This window comes from Candidatus Beckwithbacteria bacterium (assembly GCA_026397255.1).
Lineage (GTDB): Bacteria > Patescibacteriota > Microgenomatia > UBA1400 > CG1-02-47-37 > JAPLVF01.
Map to the genome: position 1 here is coordinate 329,165 of JAPLVF010000013.1, position 23,165 is coordinate 352,329.

At 43.4% G+C, this 23,165-nt stretch carries 31 protein-coding genes; 11 read left to right on the top strand and 20 right to left on the bottom strand.

Annotated features, from left to right (window positions below):
* Nucleotides 1-26 precede the first annotated feature (26 nt).
* Nucleotides 27-3,881 carry a hypothetical protein gene (locus tag NTZ93_04205; protein ID MCX6817044.1) on the bottom strand — a complete coding sequence of 1,285 codons (3,855 nt, stop codon included), beginning with the start codon at nt 3,879-3,881 and terminating at the stop codon, nt 27-29.
* A 60-nt stretch (nt 3,882-3,941) separates the two neighbouring features.
* Here NTZ93_04205 and NTZ93_04210 point away from each other — a divergent pair, with 60 nt between their 5' ends.
* Together NTZ93_04210 and NTZ93_04215 are read left to right on the top strand one after the other, a co-directional pair.
* Nucleotides 3,942-4,220 (top strand): type II toxin-antitoxin system HicB family antitoxin, encoded by a 279-nt coding sequence (locus NTZ93_04210; protein MCX6817045.1) that lies wholly within the window; start codon nt 3,942-3,944, stop codon nt 4,218-4,220.
* Complete coding sequence (locus NTZ93_04215) at nt 4,217-4,438, top strand: type II toxin-antitoxin system HicA family toxin (GenBank protein MCX6817046.1); 222 nt, start codon at nt 4,217-4,219, stop codon at nt 4,436-4,438. The genes NTZ93_04210 and NTZ93_04215 overlap by 4 nt, the downstream gene beginning before the upstream one ends.
* Here the strand turns inward: NTZ93_04215 and NTZ93_04220 are convergent.
* Genes NTZ93_04220 through NTZ93_04300 form a run of 17 tightly spaced genes read right to left on the bottom strand, consistent with a single transcriptional unit; the run spans nt 4,426 to nt 14,175 of the window.
* The gene (locus NTZ93_04220; protein ID MCX6817047.1) at nt 4,426-5,043 is read right to left on the bottom strand and encodes a hypothetical protein; all 618 of its coding nucleotides are present in this window, start codon (nt 5,041-5,043) and stop codon (nt 4,426-4,428) included. The two genes, NTZ93_04215 and NTZ93_04220, sit on opposite strands and share 13 nt — an antisense overlap.
* Nucleotides 5,043-5,444 carry a hypothetical protein gene (locus NTZ93_04225; protein ID MCX6817048.1) on the bottom strand — a complete coding sequence of 134 codons (402 nt, stop codon included), beginning with the start codon at nt 5,442-5,444 and terminating at the stop codon, nt 5,043-5,045. Before NTZ93_04225 ends, NTZ93_04220 begins: the two co-directional genes overlap by 1 nt.
* Nucleotides 5,441-7,441, bottom strand: a complete 2,001-nt coding sequence (locus NTZ93_04230; GenBank protein ID MCX6817049.1) for an ATP-dependent Clp protease ATP-binding subunit — start codon at nt 7,439-7,441, stop codon at nt 5,441-5,443. Before NTZ93_04230 ends, NTZ93_04225 begins: the two co-directional genes overlap by 4 nt.
* The gene (locus NTZ93_04235; protein MCX6817050.1) at nt 7,438-7,683 is read right to left on the bottom strand and encodes a hypothetical protein; all 246 of its coding nucleotides are present in this window, start codon (nt 7,681-7,683) and stop codon (nt 7,438-7,440) included. The genes NTZ93_04230 and NTZ93_04235 overlap by 4 nt, the downstream gene beginning before the upstream one ends.
* Before the next feature lie 42 nt (nt 7,684-7,725).
* Nucleotides 7,726-8,130, bottom strand: a complete 405-nt coding sequence (locus tag NTZ93_04240; GenBank protein MCX6817051.1) for a hypothetical protein — start codon at nt 8,128-8,130, stop codon at nt 7,726-7,728.
* The gene (locus tag NTZ93_04245) at nt 8,127-8,906 is read right to left on the bottom strand and encodes a hypothetical protein (protein ID MCX6817052.1); all 780 of its coding nucleotides are present in this window, start codon (nt 8,904-8,906) and stop codon (nt 8,127-8,129) included. The genes NTZ93_04240 and NTZ93_04245 overlap by 4 nt, the downstream gene beginning before the upstream one ends.
* Before the next feature lie 3 nt (nt 8,907-8,909).
* Complete coding sequence (locus tag NTZ93_04250) at nt 8,910-9,467, bottom strand: hypothetical protein (protein ID MCX6817053.1); 558 nt, start codon at nt 9,465-9,467, stop codon at nt 8,910-8,912.
* A 5-nt stretch (nt 9,468-9,472) separates the two neighbouring features.
* Nucleotides 9,473-11,095 (bottom strand): hypothetical protein, encoded by a 1,623-nt coding sequence (locus NTZ93_04255; GenBank protein ID MCX6817054.1) that lies wholly within the window; start codon nt 11,093-11,095, stop codon nt 9,473-9,475.
* A 19-nt stretch (nt 11,096-11,114) separates the two neighbouring features.
* Nucleotides 11,115-11,402, bottom strand: coding sequence for a hypothetical protein (locus tag NTZ93_04260; protein MCX6817055.1), 288 nt, complete (start codon nt 11,400-11,402; stop codon nt 11,115-11,117).
* A gap of 3 nt (nt 11,403-11,405) precedes the next feature.
* A complete protein-coding gene (locus tag NTZ93_04265; protein MCX6817056.1) occupies nt 11,406-11,741 on the bottom strand; it encodes a hypothetical protein in 336 nt (111 codons plus the stop codon).
* A gap of 41 nt (nt 11,742-11,782) precedes the next feature.
* Nucleotides 11,783-12,115, bottom strand: a complete 333-nt coding sequence (locus NTZ93_04270) for a hypothetical protein (GenBank protein MCX6817057.1) — start codon at nt 12,113-12,115, stop codon at nt 11,783-11,785.
* Between the two features lie 4 nt (nt 12,116-12,119).
* Nucleotides 12,120-12,431, bottom strand: coding sequence for a hypothetical protein (locus tag NTZ93_04275; GenBank protein ID MCX6817058.1), 312 nt, complete (start codon nt 12,429-12,431; stop codon nt 12,120-12,122).
* A 12-nt stretch (nt 12,432-12,443) separates the two neighbouring features.
* Nucleotides 12,444-12,794 carry a hypothetical protein gene (locus tag NTZ93_04280; GenBank protein MCX6817059.1) on the bottom strand — a complete coding sequence of 117 codons (351 nt, stop codon included), beginning with the start codon at nt 12,792-12,794 and terminating at the stop codon, nt 12,444-12,446.
* Nucleotides 12,784-13,137, bottom strand: coding sequence for a hypothetical protein (locus tag NTZ93_04285; GenBank protein ID MCX6817060.1), 354 nt, complete (start codon nt 13,135-13,137; stop codon nt 12,784-12,786). Before NTZ93_04285 ends, NTZ93_04280 begins: the two co-directional genes overlap by 11 nt.
* Nucleotides 13,138-13,140: 3 nt before the next feature.
* The gene (locus NTZ93_04290) at nt 13,141-13,506 is read right to left on the bottom strand and encodes a hypothetical protein (protein MCX6817061.1); all 366 of its coding nucleotides are present in this window, start codon (nt 13,504-13,506) and stop codon (nt 13,141-13,143) included.
* A gap of 3 nt (nt 13,507-13,509) precedes the next feature.
* Nucleotides 13,510-13,845: a hypothetical protein gene (locus NTZ93_04295; protein MCX6817062.1), complete on the bottom strand. Its 336-nt coding sequence runs from the start codon at nt 13,843-13,845 to the stop codon at nt 13,510-13,512.
* Nucleotides 13,846-13,851: 6 nt separating this feature from the next.
* Nucleotides 13,852-14,175, bottom strand: coding sequence for a hypothetical protein (locus tag NTZ93_04300; protein MCX6817063.1), 324 nt, complete (start codon nt 14,173-14,175; stop codon nt 13,852-13,854).
* 43 nt (nt 14,176-14,218) lie between these two features.
* On the opposite strand from NTZ93_04300, the gene NTZ93_04305 reads away from it, so the two are divergent.
* From NTZ93_04305 to ispG, 8 genes are read left to right on the top strand one after another with little or no spacing between them, the layout of a single operon-like run.
* Nucleotides 14,219-14,731 carry an RNA polymerase sigma factor gene (locus NTZ93_04305; protein ID MCX6817064.1) on the top strand — a complete coding sequence of 171 codons (513 nt, stop codon included), beginning with the start codon at nt 14,219-14,221 and terminating at the stop codon, nt 14,729-14,731.
* Nucleotides 14,688-15,023, top strand: a complete 336-nt coding sequence (locus tag NTZ93_04310; protein ID MCX6817065.1) for a hypothetical protein — start codon at nt 14,688-14,690, stop codon at nt 15,021-15,023. The genes NTZ93_04305 and NTZ93_04310 overlap by 44 nt, the downstream gene beginning before the upstream one ends.
* Complete coding sequence (gene ispH / locus NTZ93_04315) at nt 15,008-15,904, top strand: 4-hydroxy-3-methylbut-2-enyl diphosphate reductase (protein ID MCX6817066.1); 897 nt, start codon at nt 15,008-15,010, stop codon at nt 15,902-15,904. Before NTZ93_04310 ends, ispH begins: the two co-directional genes overlap by 16 nt.
* Nucleotides 15,901-16,902, top strand: coding sequence for a 1-deoxy-D-xylulose-5-phosphate reductoisomerase (locus NTZ93_04320; protein ID MCX6817067.1), 1,002 nt, complete (start codon nt 15,901-15,903; stop codon nt 16,900-16,902). The genes ispH and NTZ93_04320 overlap by 4 nt, the downstream gene beginning before the upstream one ends.
* Complete coding sequence (locus NTZ93_04325; protein ID MCX6817068.1) at nt 16,899-17,564, top strand: IspD/TarI family cytidylyltransferase; 666 nt, start codon at nt 16,899-16,901, stop codon at nt 17,562-17,564. The genes NTZ93_04320 and NTZ93_04325 overlap by 4 nt, the downstream gene beginning before the upstream one ends.
* Nucleotides 17,557-18,027, top strand: a complete 471-nt coding sequence (gene ispF / locus NTZ93_04330) for a 2-C-methyl-D-erythritol 2,4-cyclodiphosphate synthase (protein MCX6817069.1) — start codon at nt 17,557-17,559, stop codon at nt 18,025-18,027. The genes NTZ93_04325 and ispF overlap by 8 nt, the downstream gene beginning before the upstream one ends.
* On the top strand, nt 18,024-18,812 hold the full coding sequence (ispE, locus tag NTZ93_04335; protein MCX6817070.1) for a 4-(cytidine 5'-diphospho)-2-C-methyl-D-erythritol kinase: 789 nt from the start codon (nt 18,024-18,026) through the stop codon (nt 18,810-18,812). The genes ispF and ispE overlap by 4 nt, the downstream gene beginning before the upstream one ends.
* Complete coding sequence (gene ispG, locus NTZ93_04340; GenBank protein MCX6817071.1) at nt 18,808-19,857, top strand: flavodoxin-dependent (E)-4-hydroxy-3-methylbut-2-enyl-diphosphate synthase; 1,050 nt, start codon at nt 18,808-18,810, stop codon at nt 19,855-19,857. The genes ispE and ispG overlap by 5 nt, the downstream gene beginning before the upstream one ends.
* A gap of 140 nt (nt 19,858-19,997) precedes the next feature.
* Here ispG and uppS read toward each other — a convergent pair whose 3' ends face one another.
* Together uppS and NTZ93_04350 are read right to left on the bottom strand one after the other, a co-directional pair.
* Entirely contained in the window at nt 19,998-20,717 is a 720-nt protein-coding gene (gene uppS, locus NTZ93_04345; GenBank protein ID MCX6817072.1) for a polyprenyl diphosphate synthase, read from the bottom strand.
* Nucleotides 20,714-21,388 (bottom strand): pilin, encoded by a 675-nt coding sequence (locus NTZ93_04350; GenBank protein ID MCX6817073.1) that lies wholly within the window; start codon nt 21,386-21,388, stop codon nt 20,714-20,716. Before NTZ93_04350 ends, uppS begins: the two co-directional genes overlap by 4 nt.
* A 63-nt stretch (nt 21,389-21,451) precedes the next feature.
* Between NTZ93_04350 and NTZ93_04355 the strand changes: the two genes are divergently transcribed.
* Complete coding sequence (locus tag NTZ93_04355; GenBank protein MCX6817074.1) at nt 21,452-23,164, top strand: SpoIID/LytB domain-containing protein; 1,713 nt, start codon at nt 21,452-21,454, stop codon at nt 23,162-23,164.
* Nucleotide 23,165 lies beyond the last annotated feature (1 nt).

Here is a 23,165-nt window from a genome sequence, read left to right on the forward strand (position 1 = left end):
TACCATATTAGTGGTTTGTCAAGAGATTAGGGGGAGGATAAGGTAGGGGTGAAAGTGACACAGTGTTTGGCCCAGGCGGAAGAATTCCAAATGTTTGTCTGAGCTTCAATGGTGCTGCAGACGGTTTGTGGTTGAGTAGGCGCGCACATGGCCGGGTCGTTGTGGCAATAAACAGTGTCGGCACAAAAAGTATAGTTTGTGCCTTGGGGAATGTAATAATATTGGCTGTTGGTAAAAATATCCGGGAAGTAGGCGGTGAGCATTCCCCAGAGTTTTTGTTTATCGGCATCGGCTAAATTACTAAAATTATTAATATTGACGCTAATAAGATAATTGGCATCATCTTTACTTAAATTTGGCGGCGCACCAGTCATTAATCCGTTAAGCTTGTTGTAAATTTGAGTGAGCATGCTGGTTTGTTGTTCACTGTTGCTAAATAGTGTTGCGGCAGAAGATTGAGCATCGGATAAATTAACCTGAAAATTACTAAATTGTTGTTGGTAATTTTGATCAGTGGGATTGAGATTTTGCGCAGTGGTTAATAAATTACTGACTCCGGAAAGTAGTTGGTTAAGAGGACTGTTCCAGGAATTATAAATTCCCTGCATCTCTTGAAAGTGGGTTTGACAACGTTGGTCGTCGACCGCACAAGTATTTTTCGGTTCTTCCAGGGGTTTTTTAGTTAAATCATCGTTAAGGTTGGTTTGGATATTGGTTAGTTTAGCTATAATTTGAGTTAAATCGTTATTTTGACTGGCGGATTTAAAGTTGTTAGAAATATTTTCCAGCAGAGTTGTTTGATTCTTAAGGATGGTTTTTGTGGCCGCTAGTTCTTCAAGATAATAATTAGTGTTATTAATTTTATCCTGGCTGAGTTTTTGCAGCATGTCTAAAAAAGGAATGATAGAATTGACGAGATTAGGGTTGTTCGGTAGCAGGTTGTATAGGCTACTTTTTTGATCAGAGGGAGTGGAAAGATTGGTTTGTAAGCTCATCATTGTTTGAGAACCACCCACGATTTGAGGTTCTTCAGGCGGCGGTAGAGCCAGGCCAAAATTGGCGGGAGTAAGATTGTCCCAATCAAAGACATAATTTAGAGCGGTAGTATTGCGGAGGGCAGAGGTGGTTTTGGGCGGATCAATCAAATCAACGGTTAATTGACTATCCTCAAAATCCATTGTTAGACGAAGAAAATTATTGATATTGAAGACATCTTGGGTAACGTCAAATTTGGCGCAACATTGATAATTGTTATCGGAAAGTTGATGGCAATTGGTGTTGATGGAAAAATTAGTGGAAGTTGGGCCGGCGTGCCATTCACCCATCATCGGCACCCAAAAAGCGGAGTAAATGACAAAAACAGAGAAGATTGTTAAGCCGGCAACCATGGCAACTGAGGCAATGGTGGCAAAAGTGGCCATAGCGCCGGCAACAGCAAAGGCAGAAATACCTAATCCGTGGGCGAGGATAAAGATAGCGTTTTCAGCCATAATAGCTAACCCGGAAAATAAACCGCCAAGGCTAGGAATTAAGCTGATTAGCGGAAAACTAAGCGAACCGATTAAAGGTAAAAACTGCATCCAGGCACCATGGATACCCAATAAACCCAATAGTCCTTGAGTGATCCAGCCAACAAAATAACCGGTCCAACCAAGACTGGTCCATCGGCCCAGAGTCATCGCGCTTTTGCCGGCAATAGCGCTATAAATGGCATGTGCTCCCCACCAGGCTCCGGCGCCGGCCAAAGCACCGAGAGGATAAGCAAAATAAAAGGGAAGCCCCATTCCCATAAAAATAGGACCTAAAAACTGGATGCCTAAGAAAAAACCGGGATTGAAGAAGTTTTTAAGATAGGGTTGGGTTTTACTCCAAAGGTTTTTTAAACTATTTAACCATGGTCTTTCCAGCAACGCGTTAGAGTAGGCGTCACCGACGTAAAACGCTCTGCCAAAAAACCCACGGATTTTAAAAGCGAGGGCGTTAGGGTTTTGAATACTGAAATGATTGATGAATTCTCTGCCGAAAATTGTCCAAGTGGGTTGGGTTAAAATTTTAATAATCGGTTGCAAAATCTGTTTATTTAATAAGTTTCCCCAAGCGCCTTTGGTTTGCCACAAATAATCGGCGCCGGCAAAAACTCCGCGTGTTAACCAGGGATTCCAGCCGTAGCGAGCCTGCATTAATGGCGATAAAAGGTCGCCAACAACAAAACCGTTGATTGGCAATCTGGCAAAAGGATGATCGTAGAGCCATTTAGCAAAATTGGAAAGAGGCCCCGGGCGGAAATTGGCAATGCGCGAATCAATATTAAGAAAGTTTTTTTCTAACTCCCCGCGATAAAAATTTTGTTGCGCAACAGATAAATATGGATCAGTGGCCTTAGCAAGAAGCTCATCATATTTATAAACCCATTCAATTATTGTTGGGTTGGCCGCCATTTTTAAGCCAGTGTTGTAAAAGGCGCCCGTGCCGGCAAAAATAGGGGTAGCAATCGCGCCGCCGACATTAATAGGAATACCGTAGAGATTAAAATAAAGATTGGGGGTAAGCAGGCTGCCGAACCGATAACCTAAATAGCCGGAAGACAGGGTGGTGGGGCTAAAAACACCTTTAACAAAAGATTGGATTGAGGCGCCGCCGATGCGGGCGGTGGTCATATAGCGATTGGAGCTAAAAAATTCGATAGCTTGAGCACGGAGAGCATTGAGGCCAGGAATGGTGTTAATAATTTTAGTGGCGGTAACACGTAAAACATTTAAAGCCAAACCGGCGGTTAAGTCCCAAATGGCACCGCCAACTAAAGTTAAAAGAAAAGAAATAGGGTCGCGATTAGTGTGACGGAGGCGACGAGCAGTATTGTTTAATCCTCGGCCAAAGATTGCCTTAAAAAAATTACCGTCTTGTTGATTAAGCAAATTCTTGAGATCGAAACGTGCCTGTTTGATAAGTTTTTTATCTCCGGACTTTCTAGCTTGCTGAAGAGAGATCAATGCCTTTTTAAATTCGTCATTTTTTTTATTAACGTGTTTTTCCCATGGTGATTTTTCCTCTCCGTGTTGACGAAAGTCATCGCTAACATTGCCGGAAAATCTATCTAAACCATCGGCCAGTTTTTGGCTGAATTGGGTGGCACGCAGCAACGGACTGAAAACAAAATCTTGTTGAACGGTACCGGTTTGGTGATTGGTATAGGTAACGCGCGAAATTAACGGGGCGCCGCCGCGGGCAAGAATGCCGAAAGTGGCCTTGGCGGGTAGATATAAAACTTTAAATGCCGCCTGAGCGGGAAGAGAATTAAGATAATAATAAATGGCGTTGGGGTTAAGAGGATTTTTCATCCAGGCCATTTTTCGACGAATACTGCCTTCACGACCCTGGCTCATTAAATTGCCAAGCGGACCCAGGGCGGAGAAAATCATTTCATAAACGCCTTCGTCAAAATAAAACTTGGCTAGTCCGCCGCGATACAACGCCAGACTGCCTAAAAGATTAGCGGTGAAAGAGTGGGAGTAGGCGGCGGCGCGGTGAACAGAAGAGCCTTCTTTGGCAAAAGAATCATAAACATACCCCTTGAGGTCGTTGAGCCAATTTTGGAGCGCCGGGGCATTTTCGGCAGTAATGTTGTTTTTTGGGGCGGCCTGGGTTTTAGGCTGAACAAATTGTTTAGTGGTAACAACGGGGATTGTTTGATCGGCGGGGGTTGGAGTTGTTTGCGGCTGGACTTTTGGCGGCGGCGGGGCAGGGGAGGTGATAGTTACGGGTTTATTGAACAACTCGGATGGGTCTGGTGGTGTAGAAATATCAAAAATTGGCGGTAGGGGCGGTTTAGGGGGAGGAGAATCGGCGGCGGTATCGGTGGGGGGATTTTTAGGCAGAACCATTACTTAAATATTAGCAGAAAATCAGGGAAGTTTTGAGGAGGTTATGCTATACTTACTTATATGGATACTAAAGTTTTAAATTACCGTATTATTATCGAGCCGGAAAAGTACAAAGACGGCGGTGTGGTTTATGTGGCACACTGTCCCACTTTGGGGATTTCTGATTATGGAGACACAGTGGAAGAAGTATTGATCAGTATTAAAGAAGGAATTCAGTTAGCGGTTGAATGTTTGGCAAAAAAGAATCAGGAAGTGCCGGTGGATAGTTTGGAAGATCAAATTATTACTTCAGCCAAAATTTCACCGCCAGCAAATTTACATTTTTCTTTAGCCGCATGAAACTGCCACGTAATGTTAAAGGTAAGCAATTAATCAAGGTTTTAAAAAAATTAGGTTTTAATATTTGCGGACAGAGAGGCAGTCATGTCAGATTGACACATGCGGATGGCCGTTGGACACAAGTGGCGGTCCACCCCAAACCGATTCCCCGAGGAACGCTGCGGTTGATTTTACGTCAAACAAAAATTAGCCCCAAAGAACTAATTCAGTTGCTGTGATGTGATAAAAGAAGTTTAAGCGGAAGCAGGAGGACCAGATTAATTATTAAGGTGTAGGTGAAAACAGTGGCAAGGGAAGAGAAAAAATTAGCGAGATAGGGCAATAGGGCTATAGGGAAAGAAAGACGGGTGAGCTGAAGAATTCCGAGAAGGAGAAGAATGAGAATTACCGGCACGCCGGCGGATTGAAGATCGGAGGGAGAAGAGAAGAGGGTATTGGAAACAGCAAACATTAAATAACCAAACAAAATTAACCACCAACCGCCGGGATTAAATTTAATTAATAACCATAAAACCGTAGCTCCGGTGATAAGCGGAGCTAGGCCGATTAAAGTCATACGGAAGGGGTCGGTTTGGCCGATTTGGGCCGAGCCGAGAGATAAATGATTGTCTTTTAGTTCGGGCCGCAACTTTAATTCGCCGGTGCGAATGCCAAGAATCTCGGCCATTAATATATGGGACATTTCGTGCAAGAAAATTCCGGGGAGTAAAATAAAAAACAATAAATTTAAAGGTAAAAGGCGGAACAATCGGGATAAAAGGGCCTGAGAAGAGAGAAAGAGGAAGACGGCGGCGAGAATAAAACCAGCAAGGGCGAGTAACATTATTTTTTTATTGCTTTCAAGAAATCGTCGGGTTCGGATAATTGGAAAAATTGGCTTTTCCAGGCCAAGCGGGTACCGACAAGAGTAAAAAGAGTGATTAGGCCGGCAAAAAAAGGCTTGAGGTTTTTCAGAAAATACCAGGAAGCAGCGGCGCCGGCAGCTAAGATAGACAAGAACGAAAAAGCAATAATGCCAGCGAGATTGGTTCCCACTACGCTCCGATTAGCAATCGGAGCTTCGCTAGGGACAGGGGTGGATTGAGCTCGAGCTTGGGGCATTTGACCGAGCATGGTTTTTAGTTTTTGCAGCTCGCGTTCATCCACCCGGACTTTGCCGGTATTTTGGCAAGTGGGGCAGCCGACGCCGTTGCAGTTGGGGCAAGTGAGAATTTGGTAGGTCATTTAATTTTCTCCTCAGTCCAATTAATACTATCACCGCTTTTGAGTTTGCCGGCGATGATGAGTTCTGCTAATGGCTCTTCGATTTTTTCCTGAATTAAACGTTTTAAGGGGCGGGCGCCGAACTCGGCCACATCGCCGAGTTTGGCTAATTTATCCAGAGTGGTATCGGGAACTGTCAGGGTTATGTTTTTGGCTTTCAGGCGGTTGATGACCTGGTTTAACTGTAGTTTAGCGATTTGTTTGATTTCCGCTAAACCCAACTTATTCATTAAAATAATATCATCGATGCGGTTTAAAAATTCCGGCCGGAGGTAATGGGAAAGGGCTTTCATTAAGTCTGTTCGAGATACATTAAGGTCGGTCGGACCTTGAAGATCAGAGACGTCGATGTTGGAAGTCATAATAATAATCGTATTTTTAAAATCAGCTAAATGACCTTGGGAGTCGGTTAAACGGCCATCCTCCAAGACCTGCAAGAAAATATCAAAAACTTTAGGGTGGGCTTTTTCCAGCTCATCCAAAAGAATCAAAGAATAAGGATGCTGGCGAATGGGGTTGGTGAGTTGACCGCCTTCTTCGTAGCCAACATAACCGGGAGGAGCGCCGATTAATTTATCGGCAGTGTGGGCCTCCATGAACTCGGACATATCCAGGCGGACCATGGCTTTTTCTGACTGGTAAACAACGCGGGCCAGAGCCCGGGCAGTTTCCGTCTTGCCGACACCGGTGGGGCCTAAAAGCAAAAATGAGCCGATTGGCCGGTTAGGGTCTTTGAGGCCGGCGCGCGAGCGTTTGATGACATCAGCGATAGCTTTAACGGCCTGATTTTGGCCGATGATTTGCTTCTGAAGCCGGGTTTCCAAGTTCATTAGCTGGATTGATTCTTCCTGAGTTAAAGAGGTAATAGGAATGCCGGTTTTTTGGGAGAGAACAGTTTTCAAGTCTTCAACGGTAATGGCGGCTTGACCATTGACCTTAGCACCGGAAGTGGCTTCATCGAGAATATCAATGGCCTTGTCCGGTAAAAATCTGTCCTGAATATAGCGGGTGGACAAATCAACACTGGCCTCAATCACGGTGTCATCAATAGTAACGCCGTGGTGTTTAGTAAGCTTGGCGGCAACGGCTGTTAAAATTTTAATGGTATCGGCGCGGCTGGGTTCATCGACTTTGACGGGTTCAAAGCGGCGCTCCAGGGCGGGATCTTTTTCAATATAGCGGCGGTATTCGTCGGCAGTGGTGGCACCGATGACATTTAAATCACCCCGGGCCAGGGCGGGCTTTAAGATGTTGGCGGCAGTCATGGCGCCGCCGGCCGAACCGGCGCCCATAATCATGTGGATTTCGTCAATAAAAATGATAATGTTACCGCTGGTTTTAACTTCTTTAATTAAGGCCTGAAGCCGGGTTTCCAGCCCCCCTTGGTAAGAGGTGCCGGCCAGGAGGGTGGTGAGATTAAGAGCGTAAATCTGAATGTTTTTTAATAAATCCGGGACTTGATTTTGGGAGATTTTTAAAGCCAAGCCTTCGACGATAGCGGTTTTACCGACGCCGGGGTCGCCGACCAAAATGGCATTGCTTTTAGTGCGGCGGGCCAAGATGCGGATGAGCTGGTCGATTTCTTTGGCCCGACCGATAACGGCATCAATTTTGCCGGTGGCGGCTTTTTGAGTCAGGTTTTCGCTAAAGTTTTTCAATGTAGTCATTGACCCCGCGGAGCCTTGGCGAAGTGGGGTAAGATTGGTGTTTGGATTTTTTAAGATTGCCTGACGTAAGGCTTTTTTATCCAAAGGATCAGTTAAAAAATCATTTAAAGGAATTAAGAAATGAGCCGGTTCGACTTGAGGAGAATTGAGGATTAGAGACTCAGAGTAGGCTAGATAAATAATTTTTTTCAGGTCGGGGGAGAAGGAGGCCTCGGCTAAAAGCGTGTTGGCGAGAAGCTGTAAAGAATCAGGAGAGAAGTTGGGGCTAATATCGACGGCGTTGAGGGTCATAAGATTTTCCAGACAACAAAAATAATTACTAAGGCGACAGTAAGCAGCGCCGCTCGTTTTATAATAAAAATATTTTTAAGAATTTTCCGGGTTTTCAGGTCAATAAAATCAGGCAGATTAAAGGTAATAGGTTGGTCATCCTGAAGGGCGTAGACACCGCGGTAATCGCAGGCGGGACAACCCTTGCCTTGGCATTGGTCGCAGGTAATCACCGAAATCGGCTGGGCAGGTTCGAAGGACATACTTATAATTTACAATTTTTAAGTCTCAATTACCAATGAAAACTATTTTTCAAGAAAATAATAAGAAAATTTATTTAAATCAACGCCAATGGCTTTTAATTTATCGATCGCAACTTGTTTAATTGTTTCTGAGGGTTGGGTGAGTAAGCGGATGCGAAAACTTTGTTTATCAAAATCGTAAATAATTCGATATTCGCTGGTTTCAATCGGGAGCTGAGAATACCAAGGATATTGTTGGTGAAGTTCGGTTAAGGCTTGACTATATTTTAAATCGTCCGGAGTTTGTTGGGTAGAATCCTGGGGATTAAACCCATTAAAATTAAATTGATTTTTGGGAGAAGGGCTGAAAGACGGGGAAGTGGTTGGTTTAGTTTTGGGGCGAGATAAAACAGAAATCATAAAGATAATTAAAATAAGACTAATTAAAATTATCAGTTTTTTTTTCATGGCGTACCAAAGCTGGCAACTTTAATTGTACTACTGCCGCTGCCAATTATTTGGAAATGCCCGGATGTGTCAGTAGGATAAAACATGGATTTATAGGGAGCATTGGATTCAGCCGTGGCGATGCCATCAGGAGAAACATTATAAACGATGCCAACATGGGCAAGACCGCTAGAATCGGCAGGAATTTTAAAGAAGACGGCGGCGCCGGGGTGGGCGTCAAGATAAGTCAGACTATCGCCTTCAATGTATTTGTTTTGACCTTGAAAATAGGGGATTATGCCAGAGAAGCTAAAGGGAACGGTTTGGCCAGTTACTTCATATGATTTAACAACTAACCAGTTACACCAAAACATGTCATCACTACCAATGCTCGCTTTTTGGCTGGTAGGATTGGGATTTTGGGCAAAAAGGGCGGCGTTCCAAAGGTCCGGATAGTCAGGAGATTTATTAAAATAATTATTAAAGCCGGATTGAAGATTGTCAGTAATTTGTTTGGCCCGGTCGGCAATTGCTTGTGAGCCGTCGCTGTTTCCGCCCCCCCCGCCGCCCGGACCGGACTGTTGGTTGGGATTAGAAAGCAGGGGGGTGATAAAGCTGGAAAAATTACCACCTCCTTCGGCGGTGCCGACAGTCATTTGGTCTTTACTGGTGGAAAATTGTTTTTGAGACTCTTCGGGAACGAGGTCGAAGGGGTTGGGGCGGAGAGGATTAGAAGCGGCTACAGCGGGAGTAGTGAAGAGTAGAAAAATTATAAAGAATTTTAAAATTTTTAACATAATTTAATTTAAAAGGGAAAAGGTTTTAATCCAGAGTTCGGCAGTTTGTTGAATATATACCGGGCCGCCGAAGATAAAATAAAGATCTTTAAGATTAACGCCTTTTTGCTGAAGCAGATTTTTAGCGTGATTAAAGGATTCTTTGAAAGCAGTAATGTTGGGGTTAGTGTTTTCGTCGGTGGTGGGGTTTTGATAATCAATCCCGTAAATATCAAAATGAATAAGATAGTCGGCATCCAGAGGATTATTATAAAGATTGATGGTGGTAGTAATGCCGACAGAGGTGGAAAAATTCTCAATATAAATCGGCAAGCTGGGCAGAAGTTTTTGTTTGGCGCTGACGGCGGTTTTAACTGCGGGTTGAGCCGTGTCCCGGGGCTGGGTGTATGACGGGAGAGTGACGTTGCTAATTGGCTGGCTTAGTTTAGAGAAAGAGGTAAAGTCTGGGGAAGGTGAAGTTTGAGTCGGCTTTGATTTTTTTGAAAAAACAACAAAGATAAGAACGATAAAGATAATAATAGCGATACCAAAAATAATTTTTTTATTAAAAGTTTTGATCATATTGTTTATTTATTATAATTATAGAATTCTACAGAAACCGTGGCCGTTCCAGGCCTGGTATCTAATTGAGGGGGACACATAGTTCCATCTAAACAATAAAGGATATACATTTGCAAATGGCGGTTGTCGTACATATTAACCGGATAAGGACTGTCTTCTCCCTCGAATTGCCCGGGACAGAAACCAACCGCAGGGATAGGATAAACAAAATCGTTAACAGTGTGATTATAACTTTGAGCGCAGGATTGGCGGCAAGCAAGGTTACAGCAGTTGGCGACAGGACAAGCGGGGACGGTAGAGTGATTGGCTAAATTGCAACCATAGCTTAAGCGGCAGTTAGCGTTGCCGGTGCCATTATACCGATAAAGAGCGGTAACAAGTTTGTCCATAGTGGTTAAATTGTTGTTAATTTTGTGTTTAAGCTCATTCCCGGCATAAATAGCGGTTTCCAGCAAGGTTTGAAAGACTTGATTGCCGGCGTCTGGTTCGGGCGTGCCTAAGGGGCGGCCGCTAATCAGAGATAAATTAGGATTATTATCGCCTTCCCGAAAATGAATGGCGGCTAAAATCTCGCAGGGAACTTCGGTTTCAGCGGAAGCCTGTGAGTAGATGTCGATTAAGTCAGCGGTTAAATGAGACAGAATGTAGTTAGTAAAGTATGATTGGGCTTCAGCGGTGGTGGTTGAGGGAGGGTTGAGCAGAGCAAAGGCAGTGCCATCGCAGGAACCAATATTTGCCGGTTGGGTTTGGCAGAGCGGGTTAATGGCGGTGGTTTGGCCGGTGAAGGGCTGGAGGAAAGATTGAACTTTTTGCTGGGCGCAATAAATTGAGCCGAGGAAAAGGTAGTAGAATTTAGATTGATTGGGAATATTTTGTTGACTGCGGCCGAGAGCGGAAATGTCCGTGGAAAAAGCCTGTCCGGAATTAAAGAGATTAAAAATTCCACCGCCGGAGAGGCCAATTAGATTAGCGGCAATTTCTTTTAAGAAAGGGGTGTAAGTTTTAAAAGTGACGGGAGAATTGATGGCGTTGGTAACGGTGGTGACAAAACTACTGTCTTTGGCAATGTCGCCTTCGCCTGTAATAAATTTGGCGATTGATGGATTAGAATTGGCGATGGGCTTAGGCTCTTTTTGATAAGGCGTAAGCAAGCTTAGGGCGCTGGAGACTTCATAGGTTCGGGCCAGATGAGGGTGAATGACATCATGAACTTCACCAGAGGGGGCTTCGATAAAACCTTTGGTGTCTTCGCGGGTAAACATAGGAACGTCTGGCCAGACTTGGGCGGTGGGAGATTGTTGCCAGGCGGCCAGAGCCTGGGGGTCGTCGAGGGGTTTGGGCTGTAATTGAGAGAGTTTAAGGCTGCCAACCTGATAATCGTGGATTTGGATGGTGGCGGGGGTAAAGCCATATAAATTGGTAATGGTTTGCGGATCAGGGTTAGGGCCGGCCCGCATAATCATGGCATTTTTATAGCGGTCCTGAATGTTTTGGGGGGCGAGTTTGAGAAAAACATCAGTTTCCAGATAGTCGGTGAGGTAGGATGGAGAAGATTGAGCAAAAACGGGTTGAAAAAAAATTAGAGAAAAAATAAAAACAAATAGGAATTTTTTTAGCAGGCGGGACATTAACTATAGAGTAGCGTGCTTAACGAGGAATTTCAAATTTTAAAAGATCCAGACCGGTAAGGGTGTTCAAAAGCCTAAAGATAAACCAGATGCCGATAATAACCAGAATGCCGATAATAGCGCCGGTGATGACGCCTTGAGCTTTTTGAGTTTGTTTAGGGTCGCCGGCGGAAGTTAAATATTGAAAGCCGCCGACAATTAAAGTGACGAAAGCGGCCAGACCAGCCAAAGGGATGATGATGTTGAAGACGTTTTTGAGAATACACTCAAATTCGGGAAGCTGAGCAACATCACTGATGCAGGCCATATTTTAGCCGCCGGCGGTGGGGATTTGAAAGTTGAAGACGTCGACACCGAAGAAATAGCCGATGAGTTTCATTAAAGCCCAGGCGGCGGCAACAATAGCAAGACCGACCAAGGCCATGGTAATCCGGTCGCGGGCGGATTGAGTTTGAGTTTTATCGCCGCCGGACATAATCCATTGAATACCGCCAAAAACCAACATGGCAAAAGCTAAGATGGCGGCAATAATCATGGCGACCTGAATACCGGCAGACAAGAGTTTGCCGATATCTTTAACACCGGTACGGGGTTCAGTAATAATAATGTCCCCTTGGGCGTAGGCAAAACGAATTAAATTAAGCATAGTTTTAATTTATTATGGAGAGATAGGTTTGATTTGTCAAGCTAGGGAGAAGGGAGCCGGAATTCAACCGGACCGAGCAAAGAAGAGGACAAGCCTAAGAAATAGATAACTACCCGCCAAACAACCCAGACAGCGGCCAGGAGGGCGAGGCCCATAACAGCGCCGGTAATGTTATTTTTGGCGGTTTTGGCCCGTTCCTGGTTGCCGCCGGCAATAATAAAATCAATTGCCCCCCAAAGCAAATATAAAAAGGCGGCAATGGTGCCGAGAATTAAGGCGAGCTCAAAAAAATTTTTTAAAAATTGACCGAGAGAGGTGTACTTAAAAAAGCCAGAGCGATTGATTTGGGATTCAATGTCGGTTAATTGCGCCATAATTTTAGAAAGTCGGCCAGTTGGGGTTGAGAATGTTCAGGCCGGTGACGAAACTGATAATTTTAACAATGATAAAAGAAAGGACTAAAATGACGAGACCAAAAATGCCGTTAAACATTTGATCTTTGGCGCGTTTTAACCTCTCCTGATTATTGCCGGCAAAAATCCAATCAAGCGCCCCCCAAATTAAAAAAAGCAGAACACTGATGCCACCAATGATGACCAACACTTGCCAAATAATGGCAATATAACGGGCAAGGTCAGAACCGCCGCTAGTGGGGGAAAGATTGGGCAAGGCAGGATTAGTAATGGGCATAATTTGATTATATTATGGTTTTAGGCGGTTGACTAATGTTTCAAAGTCAAGAACATTTAAACCGGTGAGCCGGCCCAATAAACTGACAATGGCATAAGTTAAGACTAAAACAACCAAGCCGATAATGGCGGCGCCCATTTGGTCTTTAGCTTTGTCAAGTTGTTTGGGATCACCGCCGGAATTTATCCAGGTAAGGGCGCCGATAATGAACCAAAACAAAAAAGCTAAGCCGCCGAAGATCGTTAAAACAGCGATGATATTAGAGATAATTAGGGCGGTGCGGCCGGAGGCATTATCGCCGGCGGATTGGAAAAAGCCAGAGCCAAAACCAGAAATGGCGGGGAGGGGGGTGCTAAGGGCCATAAATCACCGGATTAATAATTGCCGTCGCGTTGCCGAAAAATAATAGACCAACCAAGCCGGCAAGGACCAAGCTGGCGGCGGCGATCACTAACCCCAATAAAGAATTCGTGATGCGGCCGGAGGCTTGTTTAATCAAGTCGGGGTTGCCGCTGGAACCAATGTATTGGATAGCGGAAATTAAAAGGTTGATAAGGGCAAACAGCAGGGAAATAAAAACAGCAATTTTGAGAATATTATTGAAAAGGAGGATTAGGCCGCCGGCCCCTTCGCCATAAGCCGTGATTCCCGGGGGAGGTTCCAGCTTTGAACCAAAGAAATTTTTTAAATCCAGAGAATAATTCATAAATTAAGGAAACAAAGATTTAATTAATTCTTGCGGTTCGGCTAAAGGAATGCCTAAAAGTTTGCTAAATAGTAAAGCAACCGGATAGGCAATAACCGTAATCACTAAACCAAGAAAAGCGTTAGTGAGGGTGGCTTTGGCGGTTTGAGCTTTTTGGGGATCGCCGCCGGAAACAATCCAGTTAAAGGCGCCGAAAACAAACCAAAACAGAAAAGTCAGGCCGGCAATGGCGGTAATGATGCCTAAAATATTGGAAACAACCCAGCTGAGGTCGGCGGCAACATTATTGGTAGGCTGGTAGCCGCCTGGGGTTTTAGGACCAAAGGTGCCCAGGTTAAGCTTGAACGGTGTGACGGCCAAAAAATTCATAAGTTAAAGTGAAAATAATTTTGGACTTAGTAGAATTGTGGAGTCATGAAAGAAAATGTAACCGATAATACCGGCTAAAATAAAAGCCATGGCAACAATAGCGAGACCAATAAGGGATTGGAGAATTTTATTAGCGGCGGCGGCAATTTTCTGAGGTTCATTATTGGAAGAAAGATATTGATAGCCGGCGGCAATTAAGTTGACTAGAGTAAAAAGACCGGCAAGAGTAATAACTAAAGCAACGAGATTATTTAAGAATTTGATTAAACCCAGATTGATGTCGCCATAACCAGCGGCGCCGGCAAGGGGATTGTCAATGGTGCCAATAATATCAGCCATAATGGTTTAAAAACTAAGAATTTTAACTCCAAAAATTATTTCAATAATTTTAATCAGCCAATAGGCGGCAAACATAATAAAATAACCCAAAACAGCCGAGGTAACGGTTTTTGACCCCTGTTTTTGTTTTTCCGTATCGCCGGCACTGAGAATCATTCCCACCCCGCCAATGATGATAAAGAAAAAAAGAATAATGCCGGTAATCACATAAATATTTTTAATAATCACCGAGAGAATATCAAAAACATTGCCGGTTTGATAAATCGTGGTGCCGATAGGGGTGCTAGGTTGAACAAAAAGTTGATCCTTAATATCAAAAGCCAATTTCATAATATCAAGAATAGAATAGCACAAAAGTGGTAAAATAGGCGAGATGGACGAAAAAAAATTAAGAGAAAAACTGGTGAAGTTTATCAGACGAAAAATCGGCGACCAACAAGATGTAGAAGACGTGGTCCAGGACACGATGATCAGCATTTTAGACAGCCAATTTAATTTTAAAGGGGATTCAAGTTTAGAAACCTGGGTTTTGGGGATTGCCAAACACGAAATCAGCGATTTTTACAGGCGAAAGAAAATTAAACAAATTGTGTTTTCCCGGCTGCCTTTCTTAAAAGAGCTAGTGAGCGAGGCGCTGGGGCCGGAGTTGGCTTATCAGGAATTGGAGACGAAAAAGAGAATTCTCCAAACTTTAAAAAACCTGAGCGAAGGATATTCTAAAATTCTGCGACTAAAGTATATAGACGAGCTGTCAATGAAAGAAATCGGTAAAAAATTAGATTTGACAGTCAAGGCAGTGGAGTCGCGGTTGACCCGGGCGAGACTGGCGTTTCAAAAAATTTATGTTCAAGAAACTGGCAAAAACTGGTCTTTTACTGACGATTAAGGAAAGTTATTTATTGGCAAAAAATACTTACGGCTTGGGGGTCCATCCATATAAAACTTTGAAAAGCATTTCCCGGGAAAAAGACCGGTCGCAGGAATTATTAATTTTAGGCTGGCCAATTTACGTGCTGATTTTGGGAGCAGGGGTGGTTTGGACAGGTAGAAGATTATTAGCAACAAGTGAAGAGTGGGGTTGGGGGGCAAAAAGCATGGGAATTATTTTTCTATTACTGAGTATATTTTTAGGAGTTTATTTAATGTTTTGGGGAATGAGGGTATGGCGAGAAAAATAATTTTAGTAAAACCACGGGGCCTATGCGCCGGGGTGGAGCGGGCACTAAAAATTTTGGATTTGACAGTAGAAAAAAGCGAAGGCTCGGTTTATTGCCGACACGCAATCGTTCATAACGAAAAAGTGGTGGAAGAATTTTCCCAAAAAGGGGTAATTTTTGTGGAAGACTTAAACCAGGTGCCCAACGGTTCGGTGGTAGTTTTCAGCGCCCATGGCAGTAGCCCGGAATTATTTAAATTAGCTAAAAAGAAAAATTTAAGAGTGGTTGATGCGGTGTGTCCACTGGTAATGAAAGTTCATGAAGAAGCGAAACGTTTTAGGGCTAATAATTATCTGATTGTTTATTTGGGCCACAAAAACCACCCGGAAGCCTTAGGGGTGTTGGGAGAGGTCCCGGGGAAATCAGTTTTAATCAGCAGTCTGGCTGAAGCCAAGAAATTAAAAATTTCAGGAAAGGCAGTTTTGTTAACCCAAACAACTTTAGGTTTGGAGGAAACTAAAGAAATTGTTGATTATTTAACAGCGAAGTTCCCAAATCTGGAATTACCGGCGGGGAAAGATATTTGTTTTTCGACAACGAATAGACAGCTGGCAGTAAAAGAGTTAGCCAAACACTGCGATTTAATTTTAGTAGTCGGGTCGAAAAACAGCTCAAATTCCAACCGTCTAAGAGAAGTGGCAGGAATTGAGGCCTATTTGGTGGACGGACCGGAAGACTTAAAAGAAGACTGGTTTAAGAATAAAAATATTGTGGGGATAACGGCCGGGGCGTCAGTGCCGGAAAAATTGGTCAGGGAGTTAATTGACGGAGTAAAAGGAAGATTCGGGGGAGAAGAAGAGGAGTTGGAGGTAATTAAAGAAAATATTAAGTTTCGTTTATGAAAAAAATAGCAGTTCTAGGTTCTACCGGAGTGATTGGTTCAAAAGCCTTAGAGGTGGTGAGAGATTATCCGGAAGAATTCAAGGTGGTGAGCTTGGCGGCCGGCCACGAGTCAGAAAAATTTAAAGCACAAATTAAAGAATTTAAGCCGGAGGTTACGGCAATCGGAAAGGAAGGGTTGGTAAAAGCAGTCTCGCATCCGGAAATTGATTTGGTAATAGTGGCAGTGGTGGGAACAGCGGGAATTAAGCCGACGCTAGGGGCGATTAAACTCAAAAAAAATATCGGGTTGGCAACAAAAGAGGTGTTGGTGGTGACCGGAGAAGAGGTGATGAGGGAGGCGAAAAAGAATGGGGTAGAAATAATTCCGATTGACAGCGAACACAGTGCGATTTTCCAGAGCTTAAAAGCCGGAAAAGAAAAAGAGATAAAAAATATTTATTTAACGATGGGGCAGGGGAAAATCAGTCAAATGACTCAAGAGGAATTGGAAAAAGTGACGCCGGAAATGGTGCTACAACGAAAAACCTGGACAATGGGGCAAAAAATCAGCGTAGACAGCGCCACGTGTATTAATAAAGCGATGGAAATTATTGAGGCGAAGTGGTTGTTTAATTTGCGGCCAGAACAGATAAAAGTACTAATTCACCCGGAATATTTATGCCATTCAATGGTGGAGTTTGTGGATGGTTCGGTAATAGCGGAGTTGGGTGTGCCGGAGATGAAGCGATATGTAGAATACGCCATGTTTTATCCCCAAAGACGGGAAGTGAAAAATATTCCCCAAATAAATTTGGCAGGGAAAAGCCTATCATTTAAGGCAGCAGATTTAAATAAATTTTCGGGATTGAGATTAGGCTATTTGGCTCTGGAAAAAGGCGGAAGAGCAGGGGAAGTTTTACACCAAGCCGACGAGGCGGCAGTAGCCAAGTTTTTAAAAGGAGAAATTAAGTTTACCCAAATAGTAACAATGATTGAAACGGAGATGAAAAGACTATGATTTCGGCAATTATTACCTGTGCCGGTAACAGTACCAGATTCGGAAAAGAAAAACTGTTTAAGTTAATTAAAGGCGAACCGGTTTTTATCCGGACAGTAAAACAGTTTATTCAAGTTAAAGAAATCGGGGAAATAGTGGTGGTGGTGAGGAAAAATACCAGAAAAAAATTTGAAAAATGGCTTAAAAAATTTAAACTGGCTCCAAAGATTGTGGAAGGGGGAGAAGAACGGTATGTTTCTGCCTATAAGGGGGTAAAGGTCAGCCAGGGGGATTATGTTTTAATTCATGACGGGGCCAGACCATTAGTGTCGACAAAATTAATTAACCAGGTGATTCAGGCGGTGAAGAAATATCAGGCAGTGATGACGGCAGTGGAAACAACCACTTCGGTAAAATTAATCAATCCGCAAAAAATGGAAGTGGAGCAATGTTTGGAAAGGCAGAAAAGCTGGTTAGGTCAAACACCGCACGGGTTTAAAAAAGAGATTATTTTACAGGCTTATGAAAAAGCAATTCGGGGAGAAATATGCGGAATGGACGATTGCGAATTGGTCAGAAAAACAGGGGTAAAAGTAAAAGTGGTTCCGGGCGAGTGGACTAATAAAAAAATAACCTTACCCTCCGATTTAGAAATTATCAGGAATTGGAGTAAATATGTTTAGAGTTGGTTTGGGACAAGACAGTCATAGATTAAAATTAGGCGGAAGCTTAATTCTGGGAGGAGTGGAAATTAGTAAAGATTATTATTTGGAGGCGGATTCGGATGGAGATGTAATTTTACACGCTTTATTTAATGCTTTAGGGTCGGCGATAGGGGAGAAACCGTTAGGATTTTACGCCACGCCGTTATTTAAAAAAGGAATAACTGATAGTAAAGTTTTTCTCCAGGTGATTTTAGACAAACTAAAAAAACAAAAATATAAGATTGAAAATGTGGCAATAGTGATTGAAGCCAAAATACCAAGGTTTGAAAAAACATTGGAATCGATAAGAGAATCTTTAGCCAAGATTTTAGCAATAAAAGAAGAACAGGTGGGAATTTCGCCAACCAGCGGGGATGGATTAACGGCTTTTGGGAGAGGCGAGGGGATTCAGGTTTTTAGTACGGTTTTATTAAGCAAATGAGTTTAAAATTATTAGCTCCGGCGAAGATTAATTTGGGCTTAAGTATTGCGGGAAAGCTGCCCAATAATTTTCATGAAGTGAAAACAATTTATACTCAAATAAGCTTATTTGACTTGATAGAGCTGGAAGAAATAAAAGATGATTTTATTGACTTTCCGGATAAAAGAAATTTGGTTTATCAAGCGGCAAAGCTGGTTAAGGAGAAGTTAAAGGTTAAGCGGGGAGTAAAAATAAGGTTAACTAAAAAGATTCCGATAGGTTCGGGATTGGGTGGGGGCAGCAGCGATGCGGCCGCAGTTTTAAAAGGTTTAAATAAATTGTGGCGATTAAATTTAGGCCAAAAAAAATTAATTGAAATGGCGAAAAAATTAGGCAGTGATGTGGCATATCAAATTATTGGTGGCACTAAACTGGAATTCCAGGGGGGCGAGAAAGCAGGAAAGTTTATGGATTTAGGGAAATTAATTAAAGGTTGGATAGTGGTGTGTGTGCCGGAAATTTTTATCAGCAGTAAAGAGGCATATCAGAAAATTGAGTATGATAAAATCGGGAAAACCGAAGTTTTATGGCACAATGATTTTGAGATTTGGAGTTTAAAACAATATCCGGAAATAAAGAAAATTAAAGAATCAATGATAAAAAATGGCGCTGAGAAAAGCTTGATGAGCGGCAAGGGTTCGGCAGTATTTGGTATTTTTACAGAGAAAAAAGAAGCGGAAAAAGCATACAATCATTTAAAACAAAAATATAAAAAGACTTATATACTCGAACCGATTTATGATTAAAAGAAAACTAACTAAGAAAATCAGGGTGGGAAAGATTGCTATCGGCGGGGACAGTCCGGTTACGGTCCAGACAATGGTGAAGGTTGACGCGCATGATATTAGGGCAGTGGTCAGGCAAATTAGAGAACAGGAAGAAGTTGGCTGTGATATTACCCGGATGAACGTGTTGGACATGGAAAGCGTGAAGAATTTTTCTAAGATTAAAAAAGAAATCCATATTCCGATTGTGGCGGATATTCATTTAAATTATGAGTGGGCGTTGGAAGCGATTCGGCAAGGGGTGGATAAATTAAGAATTAATCCGGGGAATATCGGCGGAATTGATAAGGTAAAAAAAGTAGTGAAGCTGGCTAAGGAAAGAGGGGTGCCGATCCGGATCGGAGTCAATGCCGGGTCTTTGGAAAGAGATTTGCTGTTAAAATTCGGCCGGCCAACGCCGGAGGCCTTAGTGGAATCGGCCGGCCGCCACATTCAGATTTTGGAAGACTTAAATTTTGACCAGATTGTGGTGTCACTTAAGGCCTCAGATGTAATCCAGATGACACAAGCCTATCAATTATTTTCCCAAAAATACGACTATCCAATCCATTTAGGCGTGACCGAAGCCGGACCACCAAGCATTGGCATAATTGTTTCCAGCATGGGAATCGGGTCATTATTATTAGAGGGAATCGGGGATACGATTAGAGTGTCTTTAAGCGGTGATAGTTTGGAAGAGATAAGGGTGGGTAAAGAAATATTGAAAAATTTAGCGCTAAGAAGCGGACCGAGGTTAATTTCTTGTCCAACCTGCAGCCGGACACAATACAACATGCTGCCTCTTGTAGCCAAGGTAGAAAAATATTTACAGACAGTGAAGAAGCCGATTAGGGTGGCGGTAATGGGCTGTGTGGTGAATGGGCCGGGGGAGGCGAGAGAAGCAGATGTGGGGATTGCCGGAGGCAAAAATGCCGGGGCATTATTTGCCAAAGGAAAAGTGATTAAACCGGTAAAAGAAAAGGAAATGTTTGAAGAGCTGGTGAACTATATTGAAAAAATATATTAATAGCTCGACAGAGCAGACATGCGACATGCTCAATCGTTTGCGACTCCTCTCGACGTTAGGTCGGGAGTCTCGCCAGACATCTTGCGCGTGTCGTTCTGCTTCTGTCTGCGCTTTTTAAAATTTACATTACCTGCGTCAATTTACTTGCCTAGATTCTGCGTTTGAGTTTGGTACCAAGCCAGAACCTTGTCTAATGCCTGCGGGGTAAGGTCCGGAAATAGGGTGTCAGTAAAGTAAAGCTGGGTGTAGGCAAGTTGCCAAAGCATAAAGCCGGAAAGGCGATTGTTATTTTTACCGGTGCGGATAAGCAGATCAGGATCGGGCAGATCGGCAGTATCCAAGCATTGGGAAAATTCAGTTTCGGTTATATTAAGGTCCGACCTTTTTGCAGATTTATCCTTCAAGGTCGGACCTTTTTGAATAAGCAATTTATTAATCGCCCGGATGATTTCGTCGCGGCCACCGTAATTAAAAGCGATGGTGAGGGTGATTTTGGTATTGTTTTTTGATTTATTTTTCCAGGCGTTAAAAAACTTTTGGAGGTCAGGGGGCAGTTTAGTTAAGTCGCCGATGACATTAAAACGGACGCCCTTTTTAAGGTATTTATCAGTGGCGGTGGGAATTAACTGGCGGAAAAGATTAAAATACTTAGCCACCCAAGCTTCGCCCCGGCGCCAGTTTTCGGTGGAGAAAAACCAGAAAGTCAGGTAGGGGATGTTTAATTTAAGACAGTGATCAACCAGATTTTCGACGGTAGTTTCCACGGCATATTTATGGCCGGAAAATTCCGGCAAGCCTTTGGTTTTAGCCCAACGACGGTTGCCGTCGCAGATAATCGCAATATGCTGTGGAAGTATCATCGGATGCAGTTATGAATAGTACAAGGGTCGAATGATGGGAGAGGAGAAGGAGCCCCCAGAAGATTAATTCCTAAAGTGAGCTCCAGTAACTGGATAATCCAGTAGGCGGCAAAGATGATTGCAAAACCAATTAAGGCGTTGACAATTATGCCTTGGCCTTTTTTGATTTTTTCCGGATTGCCGGCGGAGGTAAAAATAGTAAAGCCGCCGAAGATAAACATAAAAAATAAAATCAGGCCGGCAATCACAAAGACAAATGGACTTAACAGAAAAATTGAGAGGATAATAAATAACAAGCCGGTAATGGCCGAGGTAATAATTTCTTTGCCTTCGTTGATTTTTTCCGGATTGCCGGAGGCTAAAATAATGGTGATAGCGCCCCAAAGAGAAAGCAAGAAGGCAATCCCGCCGCCCATTAAAATGGCGTAAGTTAAAACCCATTTGACTAAGCATTCTGGGGCTGTCGGAATGGGGCCAAGGGCAGTTATAACAGCGGGACAGCCACGCCACTCATTTGCCGGAGCAGTTGTGCAGATGCCGCTTAGTGTATTAGTTTTATCGCAGGTGTACCCCGGCGGGCATTCAGTGGAGTCATGGCAGGCGGCTAAGGCATGTTGAGGAAACAATAATACTGAAATAAAAAAAACAAAGAAGAAAATTATCCTTTTCATCAACTCAAGTTTAACATAAACCCACCACAGACGGGCAAGTGTTAGAATAAATACATGAGACGAATGGGAATAATTTTAGGATTAATTTTAATGGTGTTGTTAGCCGGCGGGGTGAGGGCGGATGACTGTGATACGGGTTGTCAGCTGGCTAATATTGATAAGCAACTTGGGGAGTTAACGCGGTCGCGGGAACAAAGCGTTAATGCCACAAAACCATTGGAGTCAGAGTTGGTCAAACTTAACAGTCAATTAAAAAATATTGAGGCGGGAATTGCTAAGGCAAAGGAAGACTTGAGGATCTTGGAATTAAGTATTGTTGAGCGGGAGAAGGAATTTGGTCAAAATTATGCTTTATTGGCAGAAAGAGCGCTGAGTTTTTACAAAGCTTCGCGGCAAAATTCCAGCTTGATGATTTTGTTCAGCAACGGGCCATCAGCGGCCACCATGCGGGATTTATTTTACCGGCGGGTGGCAACAAATCGGGATAAAGACGCAATTGCCGAAATTAGCGCCAACCTGATCCAGCTGGAAGCGGATAAGAAAAAAGCCCAGGATGACAAGGCGAAACTGGACGAGTTACAGATAAAAGTGGATAAGGAAGCGAAGTTTTTTGAAGGGGAAATCAGCGGCGCTAAAGCATATCAAGCTAAACTATCTCAACAAATAGCCAGCTTAACCGCCAGACAGCAACAAATTATTGGCCAAAGACAGGCGGGATTAAATTTACCGACTTCTTTGGGTGCCGGGCCGCTGTATTGTACAGATGATCGGGGGATTGATCCGGGATTTTCACCGGGGTTGGCTTTTTTCACTTTTGGCATTCCTCACCGGGTGGGTTTAAATCAGTATGGGGCTTACGGCCGAGCCAAGGCCGGTCAGGATTATAAAACCATTTTACAGGCTTATTTTAACGGGATTAGCTTTGAAAGCGGTAAAGAAAATATTCAAATTAAGATTCAAGGGAACAATTCAAGGCCTTTAGATGAATATTTATTGGGAATTTATGAAATGCCGGAAAATTGGGACATGAATGCTTTGAAAGCTCAAGCAGTGGCGGCGAGGTCTTATGCTTTGGCTTATACCAATAACGGGGCTAATGAAATTTGCACCACTCAAGCCTGTCAGGTGTGGAAATCCGAACCAAAAAAAGGAGCGTGGAAGGACGCGGTGGAACAGACTAAAGGAGAGGTAATGATTAACAATGGTCAAGTGATTAAGGCTTGGTATTCGTCCACGGATGGGGGTTACACTTTTAGTTCAGGTGACGTGTGGGGAACGGGGAGAGATTGGACGAAAAGAACGAGAGATACCAGCGGAGATGTGGGCAGTTTTGATCAGTTAAAAGAAAAAGCCTATGATCGGGATTCGCCTTGTTTTTACAGTGCTCAGGGTTGGCGAAGCCAGTATAACAAATCAGCCTGGTTAAAATCAGAAGAAGTGGCGGATATTGTCAACAGTTTAATGTTGGCAAAAGCGGATAGCGGCGTGGCAGACCATTTATACCAAACAGACAAACCCCACCCTTTTGGCGGGGAAGTCTGGAATGAAGATAGGGTAAAAACCGAACTAAGAAGCCACAGCATTACTCCTTACAATAATGTAAGTAGTGTGACGGTGTCCGCGGATTTCGGTAGCGGACAGACGACGGGGGTGACGGTGAGCGGCGACGGAGGAACAAAAACTTTTTCCGGCGATGAATTTAAGAACTACTTTAATTTGAGATCACCGGCCAATATCCAAATTGTCGGACCACTGTATAATGTGGAAAGAAGGTAAA

Excerpts from the sequence above, each read along its gene's own strand:
- NTZ93_04205 (MCX6817044.1), bottom strand. The coding sequence starts at position 3,881 with ATGGTTCTGCCTAAAAATCCCCCCACCGATACCGCCGCCGATTCTCCT.
- NTZ93_04210 (MCX6817045.1), top strand. The coding sequence starts at position 3,942 with ATGGATACTAAAGTTTTAAATTACCGTATTATTATCGAGCCGGAAAAG.
- NTZ93_04215 (MCX6817046.1), top strand. The coding sequence starts at position 4,217 with ATGAAACTGCCACGTAATGTTAAAGGTAAGCAATTAATCAAGGTTTTA.
- NTZ93_04220 (MCX6817047.1), bottom strand. The coding sequence starts at position 5,043 with ATGTTACTCGCCCTTGCTGGTTTTATTCTCGCCGCCGTCTTCCTCTTT.
- NTZ93_04225 (MCX6817048.1), bottom strand. The coding sequence starts at position 5,444 with ATGACCTACCAAATTCTCACTTGCCCCAACTGCAACGGCGTCGGCTGC.
- NTZ93_04230 (MCX6817049.1), bottom strand. The coding sequence starts at position 7,441 with ATGACCCTCAACGCCGTCGATATTAGCCCCAACTTCTCTCCTGATTCT.
- NTZ93_04235 (MCX6817050.1), bottom strand. The coding sequence starts at position 7,683 with ATGTCCTTCGAACCTGCCCAGCCGATTTCGGTGATTACCTGCGACCAA.
- NTZ93_04240 (MCX6817051.1), bottom strand. The coding sequence starts at position 8,130 with ATGAAAAAAAAACTGATAATTTTAATTAGTCTTATTTTAATTATCTTT.
- NTZ93_04245 (MCX6817052.1), bottom strand. The coding sequence starts at position 8,906 with ATGTTAAAAATTTTAAAATTCTTTATAATTTTTCTACTCTTCACTACT.
- NTZ93_04250 (MCX6817053.1), bottom strand. The coding sequence starts at position 9,467 with ATGATCAAAACTTTTAATAAAAAAATTATTTTTGGTATCGCTATTATT.
- NTZ93_04255 (MCX6817054.1), bottom strand. The coding sequence starts at position 11,095 with ATGTCCCGCCTGCTAAAAAAATTCCTATTTGTTTTTATTTTTTCTCTA.
- NTZ93_04260 (MCX6817055.1), bottom strand. The coding sequence starts at position 11,402 with ATGGCCTGCATCAGTGATGTTGCTCAGCTTCCCGAATTTGAGTGTATT.
- NTZ93_04265 (MCX6817056.1), bottom strand. The coding sequence starts at position 11,741 with ATGCTTAATTTAATTCGTTTTGCCTACGCCCAAGGGGACATTATTATT.
- NTZ93_04270 (MCX6817057.1), bottom strand. The coding sequence starts at position 12,115 with ATGGCGCAATTAACCGACATTGAATCCCAAATCAATCGCTCTGGCTTT.
- NTZ93_04275 (MCX6817058.1), bottom strand. The coding sequence starts at position 12,431 with ATGCCCATTACTAATCCTGCCTTGCCCAATCTTTCCCCCACTAGCGGC.
- NTZ93_04280 (MCX6817059.1), bottom strand. The coding sequence starts at position 12,794 with ATGGCCCTTAGCACCCCCCTCCCCGCCATTTCTGGTTTTGGCTCTGGC.
- NTZ93_04285 (MCX6817060.1), bottom strand. The coding sequence starts at position 13,137 with ATGAATTATTCTCTGGATTTAAAAAATTTCTTTGGTTCAAAGCTGGAA.
- NTZ93_04290 (MCX6817061.1), bottom strand. The coding sequence starts at position 13,506 with ATGAATTTTTTGGCCGTCACACCGTTCAAGCTTAACCTGGGCACCTTT.
- NTZ93_04295 (MCX6817062.1), bottom strand. The coding sequence starts at position 13,845 with ATGGCTGATATTATTGGCACCATTGACAATCCCCTTGCCGGCGCCGCT.
- NTZ93_04300 (MCX6817063.1), bottom strand. The coding sequence starts at position 14,175 with ATGAAATTGGCTTTTGATATTAAGGATCAACTTTTTGTTCAACCTAGC.
- NTZ93_04305 (MCX6817064.1), top strand. The coding sequence starts at position 14,219 with ATGGACGAAAAAAAATTAAGAGAAAAACTGGTGAAGTTTATCAGACGA.
- NTZ93_04310 (MCX6817065.1), top strand. The coding sequence starts at position 14,688 with ATGTTCAAGAAACTGGCAAAAACTGGTCTTTTACTGACGATTAAGGAA.
- ispH (MCX6817066.1), top strand. The coding sequence starts at position 15,008 with ATGGCGAGAAAAATAATTTTAGTAAAACCACGGGGCCTATGCGCCGGG.
- NTZ93_04320 (MCX6817067.1), top strand. The coding sequence starts at position 15,901 with ATGAAAAAAATAGCAGTTCTAGGTTCTACCGGAGTGATTGGTTCAAAA.
- NTZ93_04325 (MCX6817068.1), top strand. The coding sequence starts at position 16,899 with ATGATTTCGGCAATTATTACCTGTGCCGGTAACAGTACCAGATTCGGA.
- ispF (MCX6817069.1), top strand. The coding sequence starts at position 17,557 with ATGTTTAGAGTTGGTTTGGGACAAGACAGTCATAGATTAAAATTAGGC.
- ispE (MCX6817070.1), top strand. The coding sequence starts at position 18,024 with ATGAGTTTAAAATTATTAGCTCCGGCGAAGATTAATTTGGGCTTAAGT.
- uppS (MCX6817072.1), bottom strand. The coding sequence starts at position 20,717 with ATGATACTTCCACAGCATATTGCGATTATCTGCGACGGCAACCGTCGT.
- NTZ93_04350 (MCX6817073.1), bottom strand. The coding sequence starts at position 21,388 with ATGAAAAGGATAATTTTCTTCTTTGTTTTTTTTATTTCAGTATTATTG.
- NTZ93_04355 (MCX6817074.1), top strand. The coding sequence starts at position 21,452 with ATGGGAATAATTTTAGGATTAATTTTAATGGTGTTGTTAGCCGGCGGG.